This is a genomic window from Oscillatoria nigro-viridis PCC 7112 (assembly GCF_000317475.1).
Lineage (GTDB): Bacteria > Cyanobacteriota > Cyanobacteriia > Cyanobacteriales > Microcoleaceae > Microcoleus > Microcoleus nigroviridis.
Window position 1 is genome coordinate 3,668,345 of the sequence record NC_019729.1, and the last position, 23,172, is coordinate 3,691,516.

The 23,172-nt window shown below is 46.4% G+C and carries 11 protein-coding genes and 3 pseudogenes; 8 read left to right on the forward strand and 6 right to left on the reverse strand.

Annotation, left to right across the window (positions count from 1 at the left end):
- Positions 1-527: 527 nt before the first annotated feature.
- From OSC7112_RS15475 to OSC7112_RS15485, 3 genes are all read left to right on the forward strand, one after another.
- Positions 528-1,814 (forward strand): CBS domain-containing protein, encoded by a 1,287-nt coding sequence (locus OSC7112_RS15475; RefSeq protein ID WP_015176787.1) that lies wholly within the window; start codon positions 528-530, stop codon positions 1,812-1,814.
- A 196-nt stretch (positions 1,815-2,010) separates the two neighbouring features.
- On the forward strand, positions 2,011-3,939 hold the full coding sequence (locus tag OSC7112_RS15480) for a response regulator (RefSeq protein WP_015176788.1): 1,929 nt from the start codon (positions 2,011-2,013) through the stop codon (positions 3,937-3,939).
- A gap of 274 nt (positions 3,940-4,213) precedes the next feature.
- Entirely contained in the window at positions 4,214-7,660 is a 3,447-nt protein-coding gene (locus OSC7112_RS15485) for a PAS domain S-box protein (RefSeq protein ID WP_041622556.1), read from the forward strand.
- Positions 7,661-7,685: 25 nt separating this feature from the next.
- Here the strand turns inward: OSC7112_RS15485 and OSC7112_RS15490 are convergent.
- A pseudogene (locus OSC7112_RS15490) lies at positions 7,686-8,898 on the reverse strand (RNA-guided endonuclease InsQ/TnpB family protein).
- A gap of 573 nt (positions 8,899-9,471) precedes the next feature.
- Here OSC7112_RS15490 and OSC7112_RS15495 point away from each other — a divergent pair.
- Positions 9,472-9,858 carry a response regulator gene (locus OSC7112_RS15495; protein ID WP_015176790.1) on the forward strand — a complete coding sequence of 129 codons (387 nt, stop codon included), beginning with the start codon at positions 9,472-9,474 and terminating at the stop codon, positions 9,856-9,858.
- A gap of 672 nt (positions 9,859-10,530) precedes the next feature.
- Here the strand turns inward: OSC7112_RS15495 and OSC7112_RS39785 are convergent.
- Positions 10,531-10,692 (reverse strand): hypothetical protein, encoded by a 162-nt coding sequence (locus tag OSC7112_RS39785; protein WP_190274404.1) that lies wholly within the window; start codon positions 10,690-10,692, stop codon positions 10,531-10,533.
- A 232-nt stretch (positions 10,693-10,924) separates the two neighbouring features.
- Here OSC7112_RS39785 and OSC7112_RS15500 point away from each other — a divergent pair, with 232 nt between their 5' ends.
- Complete coding sequence (locus tag OSC7112_RS15500; RefSeq protein WP_015176792.1) at positions 10,925-11,233, forward strand: DUF1830 domain-containing protein; 309 nt, start codon at positions 10,925-10,927, stop codon at positions 11,231-11,233.
- Positions 11,234-11,308: 75 nt separating this feature from the next.
- Positions 11,309-11,659, forward strand: coding sequence for a late competence development ComFB family protein (locus OSC7112_RS15505; RefSeq protein ID WP_015176793.1), 351 nt, complete (start codon positions 11,309-11,311; stop codon positions 11,657-11,659).
- An 83-nt stretch (positions 11,660-11,742) separates the two neighbouring features.
- Here OSC7112_RS15505 and OSC7112_RS15510 read toward each other — a convergent pair whose 3' ends face one another.
- Entirely contained in the window at positions 11,743-12,096 is a 354-nt protein-coding gene (locus OSC7112_RS15510; protein ID WP_015176794.1) for a DUF6464 family protein, read from the reverse strand.
- Positions 12,097-12,235: 139 nt separating this feature from the next.
- Positions 12,236-13,446: pseudogene (locus tag OSC7112_RS15515) on the reverse strand (RNA-guided endonuclease InsQ/TnpB family protein).
- 441 nt (positions 13,447-13,887) lie between these two features.
- Here OSC7112_RS15515 and OSC7112_RS15525 point away from each other — a divergent pair.
- Positions 13,888-15,579, forward strand: a pseudogene (locus OSC7112_RS15525) (IS1634 family transposase).
- 607 nt (positions 15,580-16,186) lie between these two features.
- On the opposite strand, the gene OSC7112_RS15530 reads toward OSC7112_RS15525, so the two are convergent.
- Entirely contained in the window at positions 16,187-16,918 is a 732-nt protein-coding gene (locus tag OSC7112_RS15530) for a sucrose-phosphate phosphatase (RefSeq protein ID WP_015176795.1), read from the reverse strand.
- Positions 16,919-17,089: 171 nt separating this feature from the next.
- On the opposite strand from OSC7112_RS15530, the gene OSC7112_RS15535 reads away from it, so the two are divergent.
- A complete protein-coding gene (locus OSC7112_RS15535; protein ID WP_015176796.1) occupies positions 17,090-19,300 on the forward strand; it encodes an iron uptake porin in 2,211 nt (736 codons plus the stop codon).
- A gap of 467 nt (positions 19,301-19,767) precedes the next feature.
- Here the strand turns inward: OSC7112_RS15535 and OSC7112_RS15540 are convergent, their stop codons facing one another.
- Entirely contained in the window at positions 19,768-23,109 is a 3,342-nt protein-coding gene (locus OSC7112_RS15540; RefSeq protein WP_015176797.1) for a PAS domain S-box protein, read from the reverse strand.
- Positions 23,110-23,172 lie beyond the last annotated feature (63 nt).

Below are 23,172 nucleotides of genomic sequence, written 5' to 3' on the forward strand. Positions count from 1 at the left end.
ATGACAGTAGTCAGAAAGTAGTTAATAGAAGGCCCCGGAGCCAGAGAGCTAATTTCTCTCTATAGTTGTCCTCTTTCTTCTGGGCGAGCGACCCGCGCTCCAGCGCTTGACGAGCGCGAAAGCGGTAGGAGGAAACGGGGGAAGGGATACGGCTGTATAATCGATCGCTTCTGGTCGTGTTTGCGAAGCGGGTTGTTGATGGAAACTAAGCAATTCCACTCCCATTGCTGGGGTGAAGTTAGCACGCGCCTTTGTTTTCTGAGCTGATTCGGCTAATGGCACGTCCTTAGCCCAAATAAAGATGTTTAACCCTTAACGACAGAACAGGGGACTAGCTACGCATCCACTTGGTGTCATTACTCACACAACCTAGACATCAAAGGTATCAGGCTGGTCAACTGAAAATGAAGTTTTAGCCCCGAAGCCCAGTCACTTCCGTGCTGGGTCGTTGACTACTTTCAACAATCTTATTCCAGTATAATATTAATATATAATTTGTTAACTTGTACTTAACACTATCCGGGTAAATGAGCAATCCAACTCAACTCACCCCCGATTTCACGATCGGACATCTGCCGTGTCACGACTTCCAAGTGAGCGCTGCAACTCTAGGACAGGTAGTGGCTGAAAGATTTGAGCAAGAACCAGCCCTGCCGGGAGTCATTATTACTCATGAATCACAGGTATTGGGCATGATATCTCGCGTCAAATTTCGAGAGCAAATGAGTTTTCCCGATCGCGTAGAACTTTACGGCTCGCGCCCGATTCGAGCCTTGTTAGATTTTATTAGAATTCCGCCTTTGCTGCTTTCGGAAAACTGGAAAGTTGACGATGCCGTCCAAGCGTCTTTCAACAGGCACAAAGACTTGATTTATGAACCGATTATTGTGGTAAGGGAAGACCAGAGACACCACCTTTTGGACGTTCATACTCTGGTGATCGCCCAGTCAAAAATTTTAGCGCAAGCTAATAAAGTAATTCAAAAATACCGAGTAGAAAGACACAAGTATTTGGCGCTACTTCAACAAGAAAAGGCTAAGGTTCACGAATGTAATGAGCTTTTAAAAATCCAACAACGTCAAACTGAAAAGTTGCATACCAATCCCAGTTCCCAGCAAGTAGCACTGGTGAAACAAGCTGAAGAAATTGCTCAAATGAATCAGCGATTTGTGAGGATTGCGAAACTAATTTCTTCCGAAGGTCGCCAAGCATTTCAAGCTACTTTTCAAGGTGCTAATTCTATTTGCAACAATACAGAGAAAATTTTGGGCGTGGGCAAAGCAATAGCTAATGATTTAGAAACGGTTAACCGCACTTCCCGAACCATCCGGGAGGCGATCGAACAAGTCAGGCATTTAGCAGTACAGGTGGCTGTAGTTACCAATCAAATGGGAAGTCAGCCCAGCGGTCTGAGCAAAGTGAGTCTAGAAATTGGCAGACTGGCAAGTAAAACGTTTGAATTGGGGACTCAAATGGAGCAAATTGCCAGCAGGTTTAAACTGCGAGTTCACGAACTCACGGAGGCAGCAAGAGCGGGTGCTAATGTGGCTAAATCCGTGACGATCAAGATCGATCGCGCAGAAATGGCCCTGTTAGAGTTGGAAGAATTAATAGCGGAAAAAAATTTCAATTCATTGACCGCTATCCAAGAACCTTTGGGAGTCATAAAAAGTGTTACCGCTGATTCTTTAGTTCGAGAGATAGAACACGCAGAAGTAGCGGTTTCCGAGTTGGAAGACTTAGTTAAAAATCAAGATTCCTCGCAATATCTGATTCAAAAGATTCAGCAGGCGCTGAAGTCCAAAAAGCCATAAAATCCCAGCCCGAGTCTAATGAAATATTTTGAGAGGAAAAGAAATAAAATCACAATAATAATTGATACTTATACTATTTTAATAAGAATATTTGTTATACTGAAGGTGGGTAATTTTAAAATTCAGTTGTAAAAAGGCTATTTAATTAGCCCCAAAAACCGATAAAAAGTTCCACAAATAGTTGGAAGGACAGGTGATGTTTATGAAAATCCTGCTGGTAGAAGATGACACAGTTACAGTCAGTTTGCTGACTCAAGCGCTGCACTCTCACAATTACAATGTGAATGCGGCAGCAGACGGTGAAACAGCGTTGCATTTGGTGCAGGCATACGATTACGACCTGATTGTTTTGGATGTGCTGATTCCTAAACTCGACGGCATTAGTTTGTGTCGAAAATTGCGATCGTCCGGCTGCCAAATGCCGATTTTACTGCTGACAGCGCTAGATAGCAGCAACGATCGAGTCCAAGGTTTAGAGGCGGGTGCAGACGATTACGTGGCTAAACCCTTTAATCTCGAAGAATTAATCGCTCGAATTCGGGCTTTGCTGCGCCGGGGTAAGGCAACTTTGTCGAGTACAAATTTAACATGGGAAAAACTGCAAGTCAACCCGGACACTACGGAAGTAACTTATGCCGACAAAGTGCTGCACTTGACTCCCAAAGAGTACAATTTGCTAGAACTTTTCCTGAGAAATCCTCGGCGCATTTTCAGTCGCAGCGCCATCCTCGATCGCATTTGGTCGGCCGGCGAATTTCCTCAAGAAGAAGCCGTTACCGCTCACATCAAGGGGCTGCGCCAGAAGCTGAAAGCAGCCGGGATGGCTGTAGATTTAGTGGAAACAGTGTACGGATTGGGCTATCGGCTCAAAAGTCTGCCGGAGGAGATTGAGAGCCAACAAGTTGGGCAGGAAACGGCAGAAACTGCTAAAACTCAAGAGACTTTATCTACTGAATCCAGCGGGTCGAGCCAGGAATTAAACAAAGACGAGCGCCGTCTCAAAGTCTTGAATGCGATTGCCCAAATGCGGGCAAATTTAAAAGCTAATTTTATAGAAAAGGTGGCGATATTCGATCGCGCGATCGCTCAACTGAAAAACGGAAGCTTGGAGGGCGAACTGCGCGAGGAAGCCCAGACTCAAGCTCACAAATTAGTCGGTTCTTTGGGAACGTTAGGGCTGCCGAAAGGTTCGGAAGTGGCGCGCCAGATCGAACATTTGTTCAAGGCTGAAAACATCTGGAAACCGGAGACGGCTCAGCAGATTGAGGGATTTCTGCATCAGATCAAACAGATATTCGATCGCCCGTCGCCCGAACCAGAAGGCGATTTGGTTCCTGCTGTTTCCCAAAAGCGCCGAATGCTGATTGTTGATGATGATTCTTTTGGGAGCGATCGACTGAAAACATTAGCATCCGGTTCCGGCTTCCAGATAGAAGTCGCCAACTCTCCGCAAGCGGCAAGAAATGCGATTTCTCAACAGCCTCCAGACGCGATTTTGCTGGATTTGACATTTTCCAGATCAGAGGAAAACGGACTTTCTCTCCTAGCCGAACTCCGCAGTGAAAAACCCGAAATTCCGGTGATGGTTTTTAGCGAGCACAATCAATTGAGCGATCGAATAGAAGTTGCTCGTTTGGGAGCTTCGGGCTTTTTACACAAATCTCTGCCCCCAGCAGATATACTCAAAGCAGTCGCCCAACTAATCGACCAGACTGGTTCGGCAGAAGCTAAAGTTATGGTGGTAGACGATGACGTGCATCTATTGGCTGCACTGCAAGTGATTCTAAAACCTTGGGGATTTCACGTAACAACATTGGACGATCCCGAAAAGTTCTGGGAGGTACTCGAAACGACTTGTCCGGATTTGCTAATTTTAGATGTGGAGATGCCCGGTTACAGCGGTATCGAGCTGTGTTTGGCAGTTCGCAACGATTTGCGCTGGAGCAAGCTCCCCGTGCTATTTTTGACAGCTCATTCCGAATCGGAAACAGTGCGCCAAATGTTTGTCGCAGGTGCTGACGACTACGTGAACAAGCCAATCGTGAAACCGGAATTGATTGCTCGGCTCCTGAATCGTTTGGAGCGGACTCAACTCAGAAACAGACTGGCTCAGGCGCAACACTAAATACCTTTTTTAGATTTAACAAATTAAATAATTAAAGAATTGCAGAATTGGGGATGAATGATGAAGCTCGTGGTTGTGAGCACGGGCCTACAGTTGTATTATTTTTTTTAAACTTGTATAACTAGGAGGAAATATGCAGTGCGTGTTTGAAACAAATCAGGAAGCCTTAGCCCAGACTTGGGATTGTTAGATTGTGTGATTCCGACGCGGTGCTGTTGATTGATTCTTGCCCGCCGATCGAGAACACAGGCTAATTTAGAGAAGTATTAATCAGATGAAAGCAATGGTATTGCCCTCAGACACAGACAATCTCAATGACAGCGACTGCGAACTAATTTACGCCCCGGGTTCGATTCAACCTCACGGCCTCCTTTTGGTGCTGGAATCTCCGGCGTTGAAAATTTTGCAAGTTAGCAACAATACTTTTGAGGCGATGGGGCTTTACCCCGAACAACTTTTGGATAAATTTTTAGAGGAATTTGTCGAGACTGAGGAAATTCAGGCTATTGAAAAAGCTTTATTTGAAAACGACCAACAACGTAACAGTATCAGATTATCATTCAAAAGTCAAAACCGCAAGTCTTTTTTTGAGGGGACGCTACATCAATCAAATTCAGCATTAATTGTTGAACTAGAGTCGGTTGTTTCCCCACAGGCTAGCGATTGTTTGAATTGTTATAATTTAGTCCGAGAGCCGATCGACAAAATCCACAAAACACCCAACCTGCAAGTGCTGTGTCAGACAGCAGTTGAAGAAATGCGGAGGATGATCGGTTTCGATCGGGCGATCGTCTATCAATTTGATGCCACCGGGGCGGGGGAAGTTGTCGCCGAAGACAAAGTAGAAAGTTTGGCTCCTTTACTGGGACTGCACTATCCGGCTGCCGATATCCCCCCCCAGGCAAGAAACCTGTTCAGCATGAATCTAATTCGGTTTATCCCCGATATTAACTGTCAGCCTGTAGAACTAATTCCTGAGTGCAATCCGCTGACCGGTCGCCCCCTAGATTTGGGCTGCTCTTTGTTGAGAACCGTTTCGCCTTGCCACGTTCAATATCTCAAAAATATGAACGTTGTCGCTAGCATGACATTGACATTAATCAAAGATCGAAAACTCTGGGGATTGATCGCCTGTCACCACCCAACACGCAAGTACGTCAACTACGAAACAAGAACGGCTTGCGAACTGCTAGCAAAGTTTGTGAATCTAGAACTCAGCTACAAACAAGAGGGCGAAGACCGGGAATATGAAATTAATTTAAAAGAACTTTGTCATAAATTTGTCACGAATATTTCTCAAAAACACTCTTTTGTAGAAGGTTTACTTAAATACCGAGATGAATTGCTGGCCTTAGTGGGTGCTAGCGGTGGAGTTGTGTGTGCCAATGAAAATTTAACAACCATCGGCAAAACCCCGGAATTGCTAGAAATTAAAAAATTAATTGATTGGATAAAAACTCAAATAAATAATGATATTTTTTCTACAAATTTTCTCTCAAAGCTGTATCCGCCATCCGAGAGGTTTAAAGAAGTTGCTAGCGGTTTGCTGGTGCTTACCATATCCGAAATAAAAAATTATTATATTTTGTGGTTCCGTCCCGAAGTCATTCAAACTATCAACTGGGCCGGTGAACTAGAGTGGTCAATTAAATTAAAACGGGATGGCAGCAGGCTGAGGTCTCCTCGCAATTCCTTTGAGTTGTGGCAAGAAACTGTGAGGTTAAAATCTTTGCCTTGGCAGCGGTGCGAAATTGAAATAGCACGAGAACTTCGAGTAGCGATTACTAGCATTGAGTTGCGGAAAATGAATCAGCAGCTCAGCTTAGCTTTGTCGGCTACCAAAATCGGATTTTGGGACTGGGACTTGCAGAAAAATCGCATTGTTTGGTCGAGGGAACACGAAGAGTTGTTTGGGTTGGCACCGGGGACTTTTGCCGGAACTTATCAAATGTTTGCAGATTGCGTTCACCCAGAAGATTTAAACAGTATTCAGAATGCTGTAAATCAAGCCCTGGCCCAGCGATCTGATTACTGTCAGGAATACCGCGTGGTTTGGCCCGACGGCAGCATTCACTGGATTGAGGGGAAAGGTAAGTTTTTTTATAACGAAGCAGCCGATGCAGTGCGGATGGTGGGGACAGTTACAGAAATTACCGATCGCAAAGCTAGAGAATTACAGTTGCGCCTGTTGGAATTAGCAGTCACCACCACTAACGACGCCGTGTTAATTACCGAAGCTGAACCGATTGAGGAACCGGGCCCGCGAATTCTTTATGTCAACCCAGCTTTCACGCGGATGACCGGCTATACGCTAGAAGAAGTGGTGGGGAAAACGCCGCGCATCTTGCAAGGAAAAAAAACAGACCGCGCCAGTCTCGCTCGAATTCGGACAGCTTTGAAAAGCTGGCAGCCGCTGCGAGTTGACACAATCAATTACCGCAAAGACGGGACGGAATTTTGGGTAGAAATGAGCATTGTGCCCATAGCGGACAAAAATGGTGAGTTTACCCACTGGGTATCAGTGCACCGGGATATTAGCGATCGCAAACAAGCTGAAGCCGCCCTCCAACAGCTCAACGAACGGTTAGAAATGCGAGTTTTGCAGCGAACCAGAGAACTAGAAAGCTCTCAAGCAGAACTCCGGGAAAGCGAAGCTTTATTTCGCTCTCTGAGCGAGAGTTCCCCCGTCGGCATTTTCAAAATCGATACTGAGGGGAAATGTACCTATACAAATCCTCGCTGTCAAGCAATTGGTGGCTTCACACCTGCAGCAGCTTTAGGAAACGGCTGGATGCGGTTTGTTCACCGCCAAGACCTCAAACTAATTCTGTCTAAGTGGTCTCAATCGCAATCGCTAGATGGGGAATTTTCCTGCGAATTCCGCCACATCCAGCGAGACGGAACCATTCGGTTTTGTCGGCTTAAAACAGCTCCGATTTTTTCCGACAAATCTCAACTAATTGGTCACGTCGGCACAGTCACAGATATCACAGAAAGTCGGGCAATTGAAAAAATGAAAAATGAGTTTATTTCGATTGTCAGCCACGAACTGAGAACTCCGCTTGCCTCCATTCGCGGTTCTTTAGGTTTGCTGGCGGCTGGGGTACTGAAAAATCGACCGGAAACTGCTAAACAGATGTTAGAAATCGCTTCGAGCGATACCGAACGGTTAGTGCGTTTGGTCAACGATATTCTCGACTTAGAACGGCTCGATTCGAGCAAAGTTATCCTCGTCAAGCAGTGGTGCGATGCCGAGGTTTTGATGCGGAAGTCTGCAGAAGCTGTACTTTCTCTGGCTGCGGAAAATAACATTGATTTGTCGATTTTGCCCGAAACAGCCCAAATTTGGGCTGACCCCGACAGAATCGTTCAACTGCTGGTAAATTTGTTGAGCAATGCGATTAAATTCTCGGCTCCAGGGAGTACAGTAACTGTCAGGGTGGAAGATTTGGGCGATCGGGTATTCTTTGAAGTCAAAGATCGAGGGCGGGGGATTCCAGCAGATAAACTAGAAACTATCTTTGGACGGTTTCAACAGGTCGATGCTTCTGACTCCCGCCAAAAAGGAGGTACGGGTTTGGGTTTGGCTATCTGTCGCAGCATAGTACAGCAGCACGGCGGCAAAATTTGGGTCGAAAGTGTTGTCTCACAAGGCTGCAGTTTCTATTTCACAGTGCCTGCACCGTTGGAAGGCGAGGGGGAAAAAAGTTTGGAGGTTTGAGATGGCTTTGTTGACACTCCCCTGGCTAAAGCCGAGGGGATTCTTGATTCGCAGAATCGACTTGCCGATGCAGAATTACTTCAACATCGGTAGCGGTCAATTCTCCACAAGCGTTCGGATCTAAGATCCAAGTTCCGACGTGCCCCGTCGTACTCAACCCCCGACTCAGGATGTTTTTAGCGGCGTTCCAATCTCTGTCAAGGACAAGCCCGCACCGACAAGCGTGAGGGGAGCGTTGACAGACTTTTCTTAACAATCGTTCCGCAGCTAGAGCATTCTTGGCTGGTTCCATTGGCTGGTACGGCAATCGTAATTCTTCCGAATACTTTGCCAAAATATTCCAACCAAATTCGGAACGTATACCAAGAAGCGTCGTTAATCGATTTTGCCAGACAGTGATTCTTCACCATATTTTTAATCCTCAAATCTTCGTAGACTACACAGTCGTTAGACTGGATGACGCATCTTGCCAGCTTCACGGCAAAATCTTGACGCTGCCTACTTATTTTGAGGTGGCGCTTTCCTAGAATCGCTCTAGCTTTTTTCCGGTTTTGCGAACCCTTAACTCGTTTTGAAACTCGTCTTTGGGCTTTTTTCAACCTGCGTTCTCCCTGGCGGAGGAAACGCGGGTTATCAACTGCAACGCCATGAGAATCCGTGTAGAACTCTTTGAGTCCCACGTCTAATCCGATGGTCTTTCCGGTAACTTCAATTTCTTCAGAACGGTCAACTTGCACGCAAAGCTGCACGTAATATCCATCTGCTCGCCTTACCAAGCGTACTCGTTTGATTTGACTGCGCTGGTAGAAATGCAAGTCGCGGGTTCCTTTTAATTTAAGTTTGCCGATTCCTTTTTTATCGGTAAAAGTGATTGATTTCCGGTCATCTGCCAGACGCCAGCCCGTAGTCTTGTACTCTACCGAGCGGTTGTCTTTCTGGAATTGCGGAAACCCTTTTTTTCCTGGGACTTTCTTTTTGCAGTTGTCGTAAAATCGTGAAATCGCCGACCACGCTCTTTCTGAACTCGATTGTCTGGCCATGCTGTTTAAGTCGTCGCAAAACGGGAATTCCTTCGCTAGAATGGCGCTGTATTTATTCAAGTCGTATTTGTTGACTTTTTCGTTTTCCATCCAAAAGCGCAATGCTTTGTTGCGGATGAACTGCACCGTTCTAATTGCTTCGTCTACAGCTTCAAATTGCTGCTTTTTACCGTATGCTTTCAACTCGAAAACTAGCATGACTTCGACCCTCATCACGATAGGTTTATGCTAGCAGCGTTGGCTTAACCCGGTTCTCATTGTTCACAAAGATTTACATAGTTGTAATTTACAGTACATACAATTCAGAAATCTCATGAAAAATACTGGGAGGCTAAAGCCTCCTTACCCCTTTCATCCCCGGACTGAAGTCGCGGGGTTTTCAGGGTGTTCTTTATAAGATCTCGCGAAAGCTCAAGTTCCTGCCAACCCACGCGGGTAGAATGATTTTCGGAGGCTGACAGGTCGATTTTTCTGTTCGGGGTTAAAGTAGGTGATATCATTTCCCGTTACACCGGAATGATGTTGACTGTTGACTGTTGACTGTTGACTGTTGACTGTTGACTCGAATTTACTATTGCGATGCTAACGGATTTGATCTGAGTGGCAAAATATAGCAACAGCACCGACGATTAGGACGTTCTTAAGTGCTGAAACTCTTAATTTTATTGCTTCTCCCTTTTGCTATATCTGTGAAGAAACCCGGTTGATGAGGCAGCGTGCGTAAGTTTTTTTTCGGTTTACCGTGATTAATTTTAAATTTGAGTTTTAATTATGTCAGCAAAGCGCATTTTGGTCATCGATGATGAAAAAAACCTCTGCAGCGTGATTCAGGCCTGTCTGGAACATTTAGGCGGCTGGATTGTACTAAGCGCGCCCGACGGCAGCCAAGGATTGCTTCTAGCTGAAACTCAACTCCCTGACGCTATTCTGCTAGATGTGATGATGCCGGATATGGACGGACTTACTCTGTTTGGTTTGCTGCAAAACAAAGCTGCTACTCGGGGGATTCCGGTGATTTTCCTAACGGCTAAGGTGCAGGCGATGGATTTGAGCGAATTTGCTGACTTGGGGTTAGCGGGGGTGATTGCCAAGCCTTTCGATCCTTTGAGTTTGGCACAGCAAGTGGCGGAACTTCTGGGTTGGGAACCGTTGCTTTAAACTGGGGTAAAAGGCGATCGCAGATAGCATATCAAACTCGGCACTTGAAACCGCTACTAGACAAACAAAGTCGGCCCAGCCCGACGGAAGAATCAAGGGGGCATTACAGCCGGATGACGATCGCAAATCCGCTTTCTGGTTCTCTCGATTATTGCGAAAATTACGCAATTATCTTGGTAAACCGGGTTGATGCGTCCAGGAAAGTTCTAGTTTTTCCTGCTATTTTCAGAATTTCCTCATTTTTTTGATTTAGCTTTGAGATCGATCGGTGATTGGTTAATTTAAACTCTGATTTCCTAGAAGTTCTAGAGATGATCTCAGGGAGTCGGGGTTTTTTGTTACCCGCAAAGCCGATCGGCTATCACCGTATTTACAGGCAGAATAACTCCTCCAGCAGTTACGCACACTTGCCTCAAGAATGATTTTTTTAAACCCGGAACCACGGATGCAGCCAAGTTTTTTGCTAAAAAACTAGCTTTCAGCCTGCTAATCCCAGATTTACGCAGATTTCCCTGAGAAACCGGGTTTTTTTACCCCCGATCGCAGATGGAGCCAAATTTTTGGGTAAAAAACCCGGTTTTTGCTTAAGTATTGTAATCCCTCCTGCGGCAAAAGTATATTTATCAAAAAAATGATTTTCTTCATAATTTCCTCATATTTTTTAGATAAATTTTACTCGAAGCTTTGGATCAGAAGGTCGATCGCACTCTTAGTAGCATTCCGCTGCAAAAGAGTGAATCTGTTGTCAGGAGAGTTCGGGCAAGTGACGGTACTTTCGATTAACGGGTGCCACAGCACAACCAACCTCAATAAGTCAGGATCTAGGCCCTGCATACCAAACAAACCGGGTTTTTTAACCGGGAAAAACGGAGTTTTTTTGTCCGACCTCTAAGTGTTGGCAGGATAACTCAATGCTACAAAAATTAATAACTGAAGATGTGATTCGCGCTCTCGAATAACACCCAAAAAATAAGTCGGTCGTTCGATCGAGAGCCCAACTCGGAATTGCCAGTAACAGGCAAAGTCAATTCTCAGTAAGTTTTTGAAAGAGTGTGGAGATTTTTTAATGTCTGAGCAGCTATCTTATAAAGGTAACAACCAGATTCTGTGCTATTACGCAAATGTTACCAACCTAGTTCAGGTGGTTCGGATTGGGAACATTCCTAATTGGTACTTTGAAAGAGTGATGTTTCCGGGACAGCGACTGATGTTTGAAGCTGCGGCAGAAGCAGTCTTAGAAATTCACACGGGTACGGTGGCAAGTGCTATTTTATCGGACAAGATTCCCTGCTACGTGCTGCGGGTTATAGAAGAGGTAAGTTCCGACTTTGAGCTGGTGAGGACCGAAAAACAATTGGCGGTATTAGCCGGTTAAAATTCATACGAAATTCAGACGAGATCGAGAACGGGCACAAAAATATTAGTTAACGAGTTTTTGGGGACAGGGAAAATGCAGAAAAATCTTGTCAATATTACCTTAGCTGTAGTAACAGAGGAAGTAGAAATTATCTTGGAGTCTTATCCGAAGCACCCCTACCAACAAGCTTTTTCGCCTTCGGGATTGCGACAGGATTTAATTGCTTATGTGCTCAGCCGAGTTCCTAATAGATATACTGCGATCGACTCCGGCGAGTCTGCGTCAAACCAAACTGTTCAGGTTAGCTGTTCTTCGGAGCAGTTGCTGCACATAGAAAATTTGATTCATACTGGAATTCGCGACGTGCTCCACAGCTATCAGAATATAGATTACCGCCTTCCTGAAGAAGTTAAATTCGATTCCAGAGTTGCTAGTTGGTTTTGATAGTTTCTTGGTAAATCAGGGAGACGCCGAGATTCTCGGCACTCTCGGTTGGGCGAGGTGGAATTGTGTACTGGCTTGATGGTTCAAGACTTTTGGTAGTCGCAGCAGCAGTTGCACGGGCCATTGGGATTGACAGCACAGCGCAGAATTTCCGATCGAGCATTAAAACGGCAGCTAGCATCTCCGATAACCCAGATGCCGCTTACAAAAGTTCTTTCCGTCGGCGGTGTGGCCGACTGCACGTACAGGGCAATTTTTTGCAGTCGGTAGCGGCCGGATTTGAGTTGATAGCGGTGGTGGCGTTCCAAAACAGCATAGGTTTCTCCCTCTAAATCTAGATAGTTCCCCGGTTGTGGCGTCCAATCCAGCCGAATGCTACCTAAAAATTGGCGGGGGTGAGAGAGAATCACCTCTACGGGTAAAGTATTTTGTTCCATGTGGCGGTGCGTTCGCGAACTGAACTAAAGGGGCAAATAGTTGACTAAACCTACATTTTCTTCATCTAGAAAGATAAGTTTTTCTAGAGAGAGTAATTTAGGTTGAGGCGCTAAACTTAACTATTTGACACTCTCCTGGCTAAAGCCGAGGAGATTCTTGATTCGCAGAATCGACTTGCCGGTGCAGAATTACTTCAACATCGGTAGCGGTCAATTCTCCACAAGCGTTCGGATCTAAGATCCAAGTTCCGACGTGCCCCGCCGTACTCAATCCCCGACTCAGGATATTTTTAGCTGCGTTCCAGTCACGATCTAATACGCATCCACACCGACAAGCGTGGGTTCGCGTTGAGAGACTTTTCTTAACAATTGTTCCGCAACTAGAGCATTCTTGACTTGTTCCGTTAGCTGGCACAGCAATCGTAATTCTTCCGAATACTTTGCCAAAATATTCCAACCAAATTCGGAACATATACCAAGAAGCGTCGTTAATCGATTTTGCCAGACAGTGATTCTTCACCATATTTTTAATCCTCAAATCTTCGTAGACTACGCAGTCGTTAGACTGGATGACGCATCTTGCCAACTTCACGGCAAAATCTTTACGCTGTCTGCTTATTTTGAGGTGGCGCTTTCCTAGAATTGCTCTAGCTTTTTTTCTGTTTTGCGAACCCTTGACTCGTTTTGAAACTCGTTTTTGGGCTTTCTTCAACCTGCGTTCTCCCTTGCGGAGGAAACGCGGGTTATCAACTGCAACGCCATTTGAGTCAGTGTAAAACTCTTTAAGTCCTACATCTAACCCGATGGCGTTACCCGTGATTTCAATCTTTTCAGAACGGTCAACTTGAATGCAAAACTGGACATAATATCCGTCTGCCCGTCTCACCAAACGTACTCGTTTGATTTGACTGCGCTGAGAGAAATGTAAGTCGCGCGTTCCTTTTAATTTAAGTTTGCCGATTCCTTTTTTATCGGTAAAAGTGATTGATTTTCTGTCGTCTGCCAGACGCCAGCCCGTAGTCTTGTATTCGACGGAGCGGTTGTGTTTCTGGAATTGCGGGAATCCTTTTTTCCTGGGACTTTCTTTTTACAGTTGTCGTAGAATCGGGAGATTGCCGACCACGCTCTTTCTGAGCTAGATTGTCGAGCCATGCTGTTCAAGTCATCGCCAAACGGAAATTCCTTAGCTAAAACAGCGCTATACTTGTTCAATGCGTATTTATCAACTTTTTCGTTGTCCATCCAAAACCGCAGTGCTTTGTTTCGGATGAACTGCACTGTTCTAATTGCTTCGTCTACAGCGTCAAATTGCTGTTTTTTCCCGTATGCCTTGAACTCAAAAACTAACATGACTTCGACCTCATCACGATAGTCTTATGCTACCAGAGTCGGCTTAATATACCTCGATTTGTTCACAAAGATTTACATGGTTTTACTTGACAGCGCCATCCTGAGAGCGCAGAAAATAGACTGGGAGGCTAAAGCCTCCTTACCCCTTTCATCCCCGGACTAAAGTCGCGGGGTTTTCAGGGTTTTATTTATAACCCACATTCCGCACCCTCAACTGGCACACACGCAGTTGGGGTGCCCCGTCCGAGTCGATCAGTCGGCTCTAGATGAGTAGAAATACTCTCGCCTGCCGTGTCAGGTGATCGAGCAAGCGATCGATTCAGTTGGAAAATGTACGAGCGTGTAAATTAACAACAAAAACCAATTATCCCCCGTGCGACGCGGAGGATAAAAATAGTCTAAACTCAAGTAGCAAACAATTCGCTCGATCGAATGAAACCCGTGCATCAAGCAACTGAACTCGCCGTCTCTAACCTCGACCATCTTGGTTTAATAGCAGGTCTAGTTGATGAAATAGAAATTGTCCAAAAATCAATGAGTTAGTAGGGGAACAACCGGGTGAGATTGTCAGTCCAGGTCTAGCAGTCAAAGCAATGATTATCAATGGGTTAGGGCTTGTTTCCGCTCCATTATACTTATTTCCTAAATTTTTTGAAGGCAAAGCGCTCGAACATTTAATGGGTGAAGGTATTCAAGCATCACACCTGAATGAATACCGTTTAGGTAGAGTATTAGACAAGCTATATTTAGCAGGCAGCAGCCAAATATTTACAACTATTGCCGCTTCAGCAGCTCAAAAATTTGAGCTCGACACAGAGACATCCCATTTAGATTCAACTTCCTTTCACCTGCATGGCAAATACGAATCCGAGCTACCATCTGTATCTGTTATCGAGCCAGAAACGGCGCTAGATAGCGAAGATAGCGAAGATAGCGAGTCAACTAAACCCGTGTCATCTGCCGTGCCAATTAAGATTACCTACGGCTACTCCCGCGATCGCAGACCCGACTTAAAACAATTCATTTTAGATTTAATTTGTAGTAGCGATGGAGATGTACCGCTATTTTTACGGGTGGGTTCGGGAAATGAATCAGATCGAGCCATATTCGCATCAATTTGTCAGGAGTTTAAACAACAGTTAAACCTTGACAGTTTAATGGTTGCAGATAGTGCATTATATTCAGCTCCTAACTTAGAAATGTTAACCAATTTAAGATGGTTAACCCGCGTACCGTTGAGTATCAAGCAAGCGCAGCAACTGGTATCTCAGTTAAATGAAGCAGAATTTACCCCCAGTTCTGTGAGTGGATATAGCTGGTCAGAACACAAAAGTAATTATGGTGGAATTGAACAAAGATGGCTAGTAGTAGAGAGCAGTTTGCGACGCGATTCAGACCGAACAAAAACTCGAAAAAAAACTCAAAAAAGCCCAGGCTGAAGCTGAGAATAAACTGCAAGAACTCTCAAAAATTGAATTTGCTTGTGCCGCCGACGCTGCCGCCGCAGCTCATCGCTTATCCAAACAACTAAAATTTTACAATATCACCCAAGTTAGTAGCAAAGAAATTACAGTAAAGACTAATACTAACGATCCAAATGCTCGCGAGAAATCCAGCTCGAAACAGAGATTTAAAGTTCAAGCAAAACTGGAACCAGATACAGGTGCGATCGCCAAAGAAACCAAAGCCTGTGGCAGGTTTATTCTCGCCACTAATGTGCTGGAAACTCAGCAATTAGAGCCTGACGATATGATTGTGAAATACAAAGAACAGCAGTCAGCAGAAAGAGGGTTTGGGTTCTTGAAAGATCCGCTGTTTTTTACGGACAGTATATTTCTCAAGTCGCCGGAAAGAATCGAAGCTTTGGCATTGGTAATGGGTTTGTGTTTGTTAGTCTATACTTTAGGTCAAAGGTTACTGCGTCACAGTTTGCAACGCACTAATTCCCAATTGAAAAATCAGTTGGGCAAACAAACTAATCGACCGACGCTCCGTTGGATTTGCCAGATATTTCAATCAATTCATCTGGTGAGCCTACAAGGGATTCAACAAATTTCTAATTTAACAGCCGAGCGAATGGCTATATTGAACTTGCTGCCGCTCTCCTGTAAGTCTTATTATTTATTAATCTGAGATCGAGCAGTTTGTTTGATGAGCAAAACTGACAGAAATTTCATAAATATTTGATTCAGTAGTGATGTGTAATTATCAGGCTGCTGGAAATATCTGCTGTCGATTAATAGTTAATTATGACGGATGAAGGTGTTGTTAGATATCGAGAATCTAGGATTTGCCCGAAAGCAGTTAATTTTCAACTTGCCCCAACAGGTCGATGCGATTGTGACCCAACAGGTCGCGGGTATTTTTGATTATTATCTCGGACGAGAGACTCGGACGGAGCACCCCAACTGCGTGTGTGCCAGTTGAGGGTGCGGAATGTGGGTTATAACTTTTGGCGATCGGGGGATAGCCGACTTATCTTGGGATAGCCGACTCCCTCCACTACGTTCCTCCCAACAGGCTAGGAAATAAACTTCAACTCGCTTGAGGTAACTAAAGTTAATTTCGATTAGCTTTGATCGAGCAGTACACGCTGATGGTATCGCAACTCGCAGGTTCGATCGATACGCGGTTGAGATTGGTGAACAGATGTTAACGGTTTGCAGGACTTGGCGTGCTTCGGGTGCGTTTGTACTGAGGACTTCAGCGATCGCTACACACCAAACCAATTTTTTTGCAATCAAAATTCCCAAAAATATGCCATTCCTTCGATGATTCCCCAAGCGCAAGCAGAACCAGCTAAATAATGATTTTCAGTGCCGCAATCGCGATGCCATTCTAAAAGTTCTGACAGAGCATTAGCGACGATTACTCCCCGGACATCCTGTTCAAACATACTGATATCATTCCCAGAATCACCGCAAACTAATGTTGCCTCAGATGGAATTTGTAGGTGCTTTTGTAAATAAGTAAGGGCATTGCCTTTATTGCTACTTTGCGGTAAAATATCTACATCGCTATTGCTGCTAAAAATGATTTGAGCTGGCAGTCTCGATTCAGTTAACTTTTGCTGCAAAGCCTGGACAGTCGAGCTATTTTCTGCTGCTGGTTCCAAACAATAACTGATTTTCCAAGGATTTTGTTCTTTTATAGATTGGGGTTTAAGCTGGGAAAACTGCTGAGCTAAAGAGGCGATCGCCATTTTATCCCAGCCTTGAGAAAGATATTCCGCCCAATCTAAATCGAGGGTTCCGTCTTGGTAAATTTCGCTGCCTACACCTGCGATCAAATAGTCCGGTGCTAGCAGTTGCTTTTGGGCAATTAATTCGCAAGTTGAAGCATAAGAACGCCCGGTAGCGTAAACCAAACAAATTTGCGATCGCAGTGATTGCAAGCGCTGGTTGAAAACTTGAGTTGCTTCGTCATCTCCGACTAGCGTGTTGTCTAAATCTGTAACTAATAAAAACTTCATTTGGGGAATTAGTCAGGAGTCAGTAGTCATCAGTGATTAGTGATTGGGAATCGAGCGCTTCCTAAAATAGTTTTAACTATTTATAAGAATTTGTTAAAAAAAATACATTTATAAGCAAGCTGATCGCTTAAGATTTGCCAGATTTAATTTTCAACAAGTGGTGTGAGTTGTATGGTGAAGAATTCAAGCTCCGTTAAAGCTTTTTGGCTGTCTTTTTTGATTTCTGGTGCGGCAGTGCCTTTGGGGCCGATCGCAGCAACAGCTCAAATTCAGGATACCTCAACTCCAGAAGTTGCGCTAGAAGCGAGTGCCGTCCCTACGGCTACCCCAGACGCAGCGCTGGCAGCAGGTAAGATGGAGATACCGCAGTTAGCGGCGATAACCGCAGAGACTAACTCAGCAGTCGATCGCGCTTTACCCGACACTGATGCAGCATGGGTGAATCGCGCTTTACCCGAAACAGATGCAGCAACAGTCGATCGTACTTTACCTCAAACAGATGCAAAAGTCGATCGCGCTTTACCCGACACAGATGCAGCAACAGTCGATCGCGCTTTACCCGACACAGATGCAGCATGGGTGAATCGTGCTTTACCGCAAACAGATATAGCAACAGTCGATCGTGCAACAACAACCCCAGAAATAACGGAGGCAATTCGCGAATTGCCCGCACAGAAGTTAGAAATTGCAAACTCTCCTGAGTCTCAACAAGTTGCTGAAGCCAGCAAAGTTGCCGACATCAGCAGCGAGACGGGCACCGCTGATGACCTCAGCATACAAGAAGACGCAGCACAAGTCACTTCTGTTTCCCAACTGTCCGACGTGCGGCCGACAGATTGGGCTTTTCAAGCACTACAATCCCTAGTAGAAAGATACGGCTGCATTGCGGGATATCCAGACGGCACATTCCGAGGCAATCGAGCAATGACTCGGTACGAATTCGCCGCCGGATTAAACGCTTGCTTAGACCAAATTACCAAACAACTTGGCGGTTCTACTGGTAATTTAGTCAAGCGAGAAGATTTACTTGCTTTGCAAAGATTGCAAGAAGAATTTGCTGCAGAATTAGCTACATTGCGCGGTCGAGTAGATGCTTTAGAAGCCCGCACTGCCGAATTGGAAGCAAACCAATTTTCAACTACTACTAAACTCAACGGATTTGCTTGGTTTAACCTGACTGGAGCTTTTGCGGGCGATCGAGTCCGAGTTGAAGCAACAAATGGAAAAGCTGCTCCGCTCGATCGAGTAGCCGGACGCGATCCTGTCACCAACAGACCAATTGTGCAGAAAGTTGACGACCCAGAAATCACTTTCAGCCAGTTAGTTTGGTTGACTCTCACTACTTCCTTTACCGGGAAAGACGAATTGATTACACAGCTAGCTGTAGGTAACGGCAATTCCCCAGCCAATCAGTATACTTCAACAGGTCTGTTCAATACCTTTGGCACTCCTTTTCTCGATCAAACTGCGGGAGGAAATCCCAATGAAGTTATCCTGCGGGAACTTTCCTATCGGTTTCCGGTTAGCAACAGCTTGCAAGTAGTAGTCGGCCCGAGAATTAATTTCTACCGCTACTTTGACAACAATAAGTTTAACTTTTTCGTAGACGGTGCGAGCAGCTTTAATTCTAACAACAGCCCTTTGTTAAGCGCTACCCGACGCGGTGCCGGTGCTTTGGTTTTGTGGGATATCGGCCGCGCATTGAAACTGCGCTTTGGCTATTTGGGCGAGAGTACGGAATTTTTGCCCACTTCCGTGTTTAATTCCGCTTCCAATCCGTCTCAAGGCTTGTTTGGCGGCACGAATACGGCTACAGCAGAATTAACATTCAGTCCGAGCGATCGAACTAATCTGCGCTTTCTGTACAGCCGTTCCAACATCCAGCAAATCGGCGGCTTAATAGGATCTCCTAACAGCAAGCCGTTAAACGGTGTGGCAGATGACGGTTTCGGCGGCCGCGTGGGCAATGCGACTGCGAATACTTATAGCTTCAATTTTGATTGGTCAGTCACTCGCCGCTTTGGTCTTTTCGGTCGCTATGGCTACGCCGAAACCAATATATTTCCCAAGACTAACCGACCCGACGGCACGATCGAAAATCAATCTTATCAGTTAGGAGTTGCATTTCCCGATTTGTTCAAAGAAGGAGCTTTGCTTACGGTGTCATATTTAGTACCTTTTGACTTTACTGGCGGTCGGAGGTTTCTGGTTTCTGGCGGAGGAAATGGCGGCACGCAGTACGAAATTGAGGCAACTTATTATTTTCCTATCACCGACCATATTTCGATCGTGCCCGCATTTTATGCGATCGGCAATCCCAATAATTTCGATAACAACCCGACAATTTTTGTGGGCAATTTGCGGACGCAGTTTAGTTTTTAACTAATCGAACAGAGTTAATTATAGCTTTTCTCAGAAAGATGAGGTACTCTAGGGAATAGGGAATAGGCCTCCGTGGGCATAGGCCTCCGCGGGCATACCTCACCACGCTTGAGAACCGCTGTACATACTGGTTCTTTACTTAGCAAGACTTTTAGACCAGATTTTGTGTAATTAATTGTGTCCTACTACTTAACGAAATTAGGACTTACTTGAACCTAAGTATATAGCCTTTCTCCATTAAGTGAGGTACGCGGAGGAACAATTCCATATCAGATTGCCATTGGCAGGCCTATATTGAAATAATCGGCGTTAATCTGTGTGAATCAGCCTTCATCTGCGGTTGGCCGATCCATCAAAAATTTAGGCACTCTTGTCTACTGATGACCTGACAATTCCCAACCGTACCTCATATTGCTGAGAAAGGCTATATTAATGGACATGATATCCTGATTAGCGGCGTCCCGATGTCAGCGAATTGGAATTTCGATGATAAATTCGGTGCCTTTACCGGGTTCTGAGAGGCACTGCAATTTGCCGTTGTGTTTTTCAACGACAATTTGGTGCGAAATTGATAAACCCAAACCTGTGCCTTTGCCAACTGGTTTTGTGGTAAAAAACGGGTCAAACAAGCGCACGATCTGATCTTCGGGAATGCCCTTACCGTTGTCTTTAATCCGAATTAAAATGCTCTTGTCATCAATCGTTTCTGTTTGAATCGTGATAGTAGGAAAGGTATAATCTGCTGTGTCTTTTGCTTGGCTGGTGCTTTCTTCCAAGGCGTCGATCGCATTTGCCAATACATTCATAAATACCTGATTTAACTGTCCGGGATGACAGTTTATTTGCGGCAGTTCTCCGTATTCTTTAATCACTTTAATTCCCTGCCAGTTGGGTTTGGCTTTCAGTCGGCTGTTCAACATTAACAAGGTACTGTCTAAACCTTCGTGAATGTCGGCTGTCTTGATTTTCGCTTCGTCCGCCCGCGAGAAATTTCGGAGAGTTTGAATAATTTCTACAATGCGCTCGCATCCGGTCTGCATCGAATTGAGCAATTTGGGCAGGTCTTCTGCTAGAAATTCTAAGTCTATATCCTCGGCTTGTTGCTGAATTTTTGCTGGGGGATTTGGGTACTCTTCTCGATACACTTGGACTATTTCTAATAAGTCTAGAACGTAGCCTCGGACGTGGCAGAGGTTGCCGGCGACAAAGCCAACAGGGTTGTTAATTTCGTGGGCAATTCCTGCTAGCACCTGTCCGAGGGAAGACATTTTTTCGGTTTGTACTAACTGCATTTGAGTTTGCTGCAATTCGCGCAAAGCTGTTTGCAATTCTTGGGATTGTTGCCGATCGCGATCGGCGGCGGCGGCCCGTTCTTCCTCAACTCCGATCGCCCCGGCAATAATTCCGATCAGCTTGCAGTCGGCTTCTGTGGGCGCGATCGACTCAGTGTAGAGAACGCACATCGCACCCACGTAATTGTCGCCCAGCCGCACTGCTTGTCCCAGATAGCTTCGCAGTTGGTAGCGGATGACAGCGGGATCGGTTTGGGCGTAGATCGTGTTCTGCAAGTCAGGAATGGCAACAGCCCGATCGCTTCCTTTGCTGCATGCGTCGGTGCAGATGTGGCCCTCGGCGCGATCGACCAGCGTGTAGTCGGGCGGCGCTTGCCAAGTCGCGATCGCGCGCAGCAGACCGCCACCGACGCGGCTGTAGATAGCGCTGCTTCCGCCCAAAAGCTCGCCGGCTAAGGATGTCAGCCGCTGGATGTTATCAGCGGCGTCGGTGGTGAATCCCAAAAAGCACTCGTTGATTTTGCTGAGGCGGTACTCTGCTTGCCGGCGCGCCGTCATGTCGCGGGAGTTGATCGCAATTCCTTTCACAGCGGGGTCTGCTAGCAAGTTGATGCCGACACCTTCGAGAAAAGACCAAGAACCGTCAGCGCGCCGGAACCTACCTTCTAGGGCGATCGGATCGCCTGGATTTGCGATCAGTTTTTGGCCGTCGGACATCACCGAGGGAAGGTCGTCAGGGTGGATGAAATCTAGGACAATTTGACCGGCGAGTTCCTCGGGTTCGTAGCCTAAAACTCTTTCTACAGAAGGGCTTTCGTAAACAATACTACCGCTGGCGTCGAGAATAGTAATGATGTCGGAACTGTTGAGAATCAGCGATCGCCACTTAGCCTCATTTTGCAACAAAGCTGACTCGGCTTGTTTGCGATCGGTAATATCCTCTACCATTTGCAAAATAAACTGCGGCGTTCCCTGACTGCTGTCGATGACAGAGGCGCTGAGGCGTCCCCACCTGATGCTGCCGTCTTGGCGGAGGTAGCGCTTCTCGATTTGGTAAGCTTCGCGCCAGCCCGCGGCCAACTGTTGGCGCAACTCGCGCGAAGCTTCTACGTCTTCCGGGTGGGCGCAGTCGTCGATGCCGACACCCCGCAGTTGAGCTTCCGAGATCCCCAGCATAGCTTGAAATGCCGGATTAGTGGCGATCGCCACACCTTCGAGGGTAGCGACTACCATGCCGATCGCAGCGCGTTCAAAAATTGCCCGAAACCGCTGTTCGCTGTCTCGCAAAGCTGCATCCGCTGCCACTTGCTGGGTGATGTCCCGCCCTGCGACTGCCAAACCTTTGCGCGAACCGTCGGGGTTGAACAGCGGCACTTTCCGCACTTCAAACACGTTGCTGCCGCCTGTGGGCAAGGGGACAATTTGGCGGTGGTCGGTAAGAGTGCCTGCTTGCCAGGTGGTTTCGTCGGTTTCCTGCCAAGTTAGCAGGATTTCTCTGACTCTCGGATCGGCTGCGGCTGCGAGTTCGGCAGTAGTTTTGCCCTGGTAGTCTGCGGTTTCCCAGCCCAAAAGTTGGAGGGCGCAGTCGTTGGCAATCAGCCAGCGCCCCTCGCTGTCTGTGAGGTTGATCGCGTCGGGCACGGCGTTAATCGCGGTTTTCAACCAGTATTCTCGATCGCGCAGGGCTGCTTCGGCTTGTTTGCGATCGGCGATTTCGGCGACGGTTCCTTCGTAGTAAAGGAGTTCGCCATCTTCGTCGCGGACTTCGCGCACGTTTTCCGAGATCCAGGTAGTGCTGCCGTCTTTGCGGCGGACGCAAGACTCAAACTCTTTCAGGGAGCCGTTTTTGCTGATTTCTGCCGTGAAGGAAGCGCGGCGGGTGCGATCGGCGTAAAGGTTGTTTGCCGAACATTTTGCGATCAGTTCTGAGGGGGAATCGTAGCCGTACATTCGGGCGAGTGCCTGGTTGGCGCTGAGGTAGCGCCCGTCTGGGGCGGTTTGAAATATGCCTTCGGTGGCGTTTTCAAAGATGCTGCGGTATTTTGCCTCGGCTTGTTTGAGGGCTTCTTCTGCTTGGAAGCGATCGGTGATATCAGATTGGACGCCGATGAAGTGGGTGACGATCCCGCTGCTGTCGCGCACCGGCGAGATGGTGAGTTCGTTCCAGAAGGCGGTGCCGTCTTTGCGGTAGTTTTTCAGAACTACTTTGCAGTCGTGTTGTTCTTTCAGGGCCGCGCGGATGCGATCGACGGCAGCGCCATCGGTATCCGGGCCTTGCAGGAAGCGGCAGTTCTTCCCGATTATTTCGCTGCGATCGTAGCCTGTAATCCGCTCGAAAGCCCCGTTGCAGTAGACTATAGGCTTGTCGGGCCGGGTAGCGTCCGCGATCGCGATGCCGTTGCTGGTAGCTGCCAGGGCGCGATCGTACAGCCTCCAGACTTCTTCTATTAAATTCGGTGTGCCGCCAGTACGAGTCGGCGATAGCGTTTCAGAAGGAATGTTTATATCGATGTGCATGAGTTTCTATAAATTGAGTTTATTGTAGATACCGACTGCCAGCACACTTTAGAGTTTAACAGA

Bases quoted from the DNA above. Each gene is read 5' to 3' on its own strand.
- OSC7112_RS15535 (WP_015176796.1), top strand. From the start codon at position 17,090: ATGGTGAAGAATTCAAGCTCCGTTAAAGCTTTTTGGCTGTCTTTTTTG.
- OSC7112_RS15510 (WP_015176794.1), bottom strand. From the start codon at position 12,096: ATGGAACAAAATACTTTACCCGTAGAGGTGATTCTCTCTCACCCCCGC.
- OSC7112_RS15480 (WP_015176788.1), top strand. From the start codon at position 2,011: ATGTTTATGAAAATCCTGCTGGTAGAAGATGACACAGTTACAGTCAGT.
- OSC7112_RS15530 (WP_015176795.1), bottom strand. From the start codon at position 16,918: ATGAAGTTTTTATTAGTTACAGATTTAGACAACACGCTAGTCGGAGAT.
- OSC7112_RS39785 (WP_190274404.1), bottom strand. From the start codon at position 10,692: ATGCAGGGCCTAGATCCTGACTTATTGAGGTTGGTTGTGCTGTGGCAC.
- OSC7112_RS15495 (WP_015176790.1), top strand. From the start codon at position 9,472: ATGTCAGCAAAGCGCATTTTGGTCATCGATGATGAAAAAAACCTCTGC.
- OSC7112_RS15500 (WP_015176792.1), top strand. From the start codon at position 10,925: ATGTCTGAGCAGCTATCTTATAAAGGTAACAACCAGATTCTGTGCTAT.
- OSC7112_RS15485 (WP_041622556.1), top strand. From the start codon at position 4,214: ATGAAAGCAATGGTATTGCCCTCAGACACAGACAATCTCAATGACAGC.
- OSC7112_RS15475 (WP_015176787.1), top strand. From the start codon at position 528: ATGAGCAATCCAACTCAACTCACCCCCGATTTCACGATCGGACATCTG.
- OSC7112_RS15540 (WP_015176797.1), bottom strand. From the start codon at position 23,109: ATGCACATCGATATAAACATTCCTTCTGAAACGCTATCGCCGACTCGT.
- OSC7112_RS15505 (WP_015176793.1), top strand. From the start codon at position 11,309: ATGCAGAAAAATCTTGTCAATATTACCTTAGCTGTAGTAACAGAGGAA.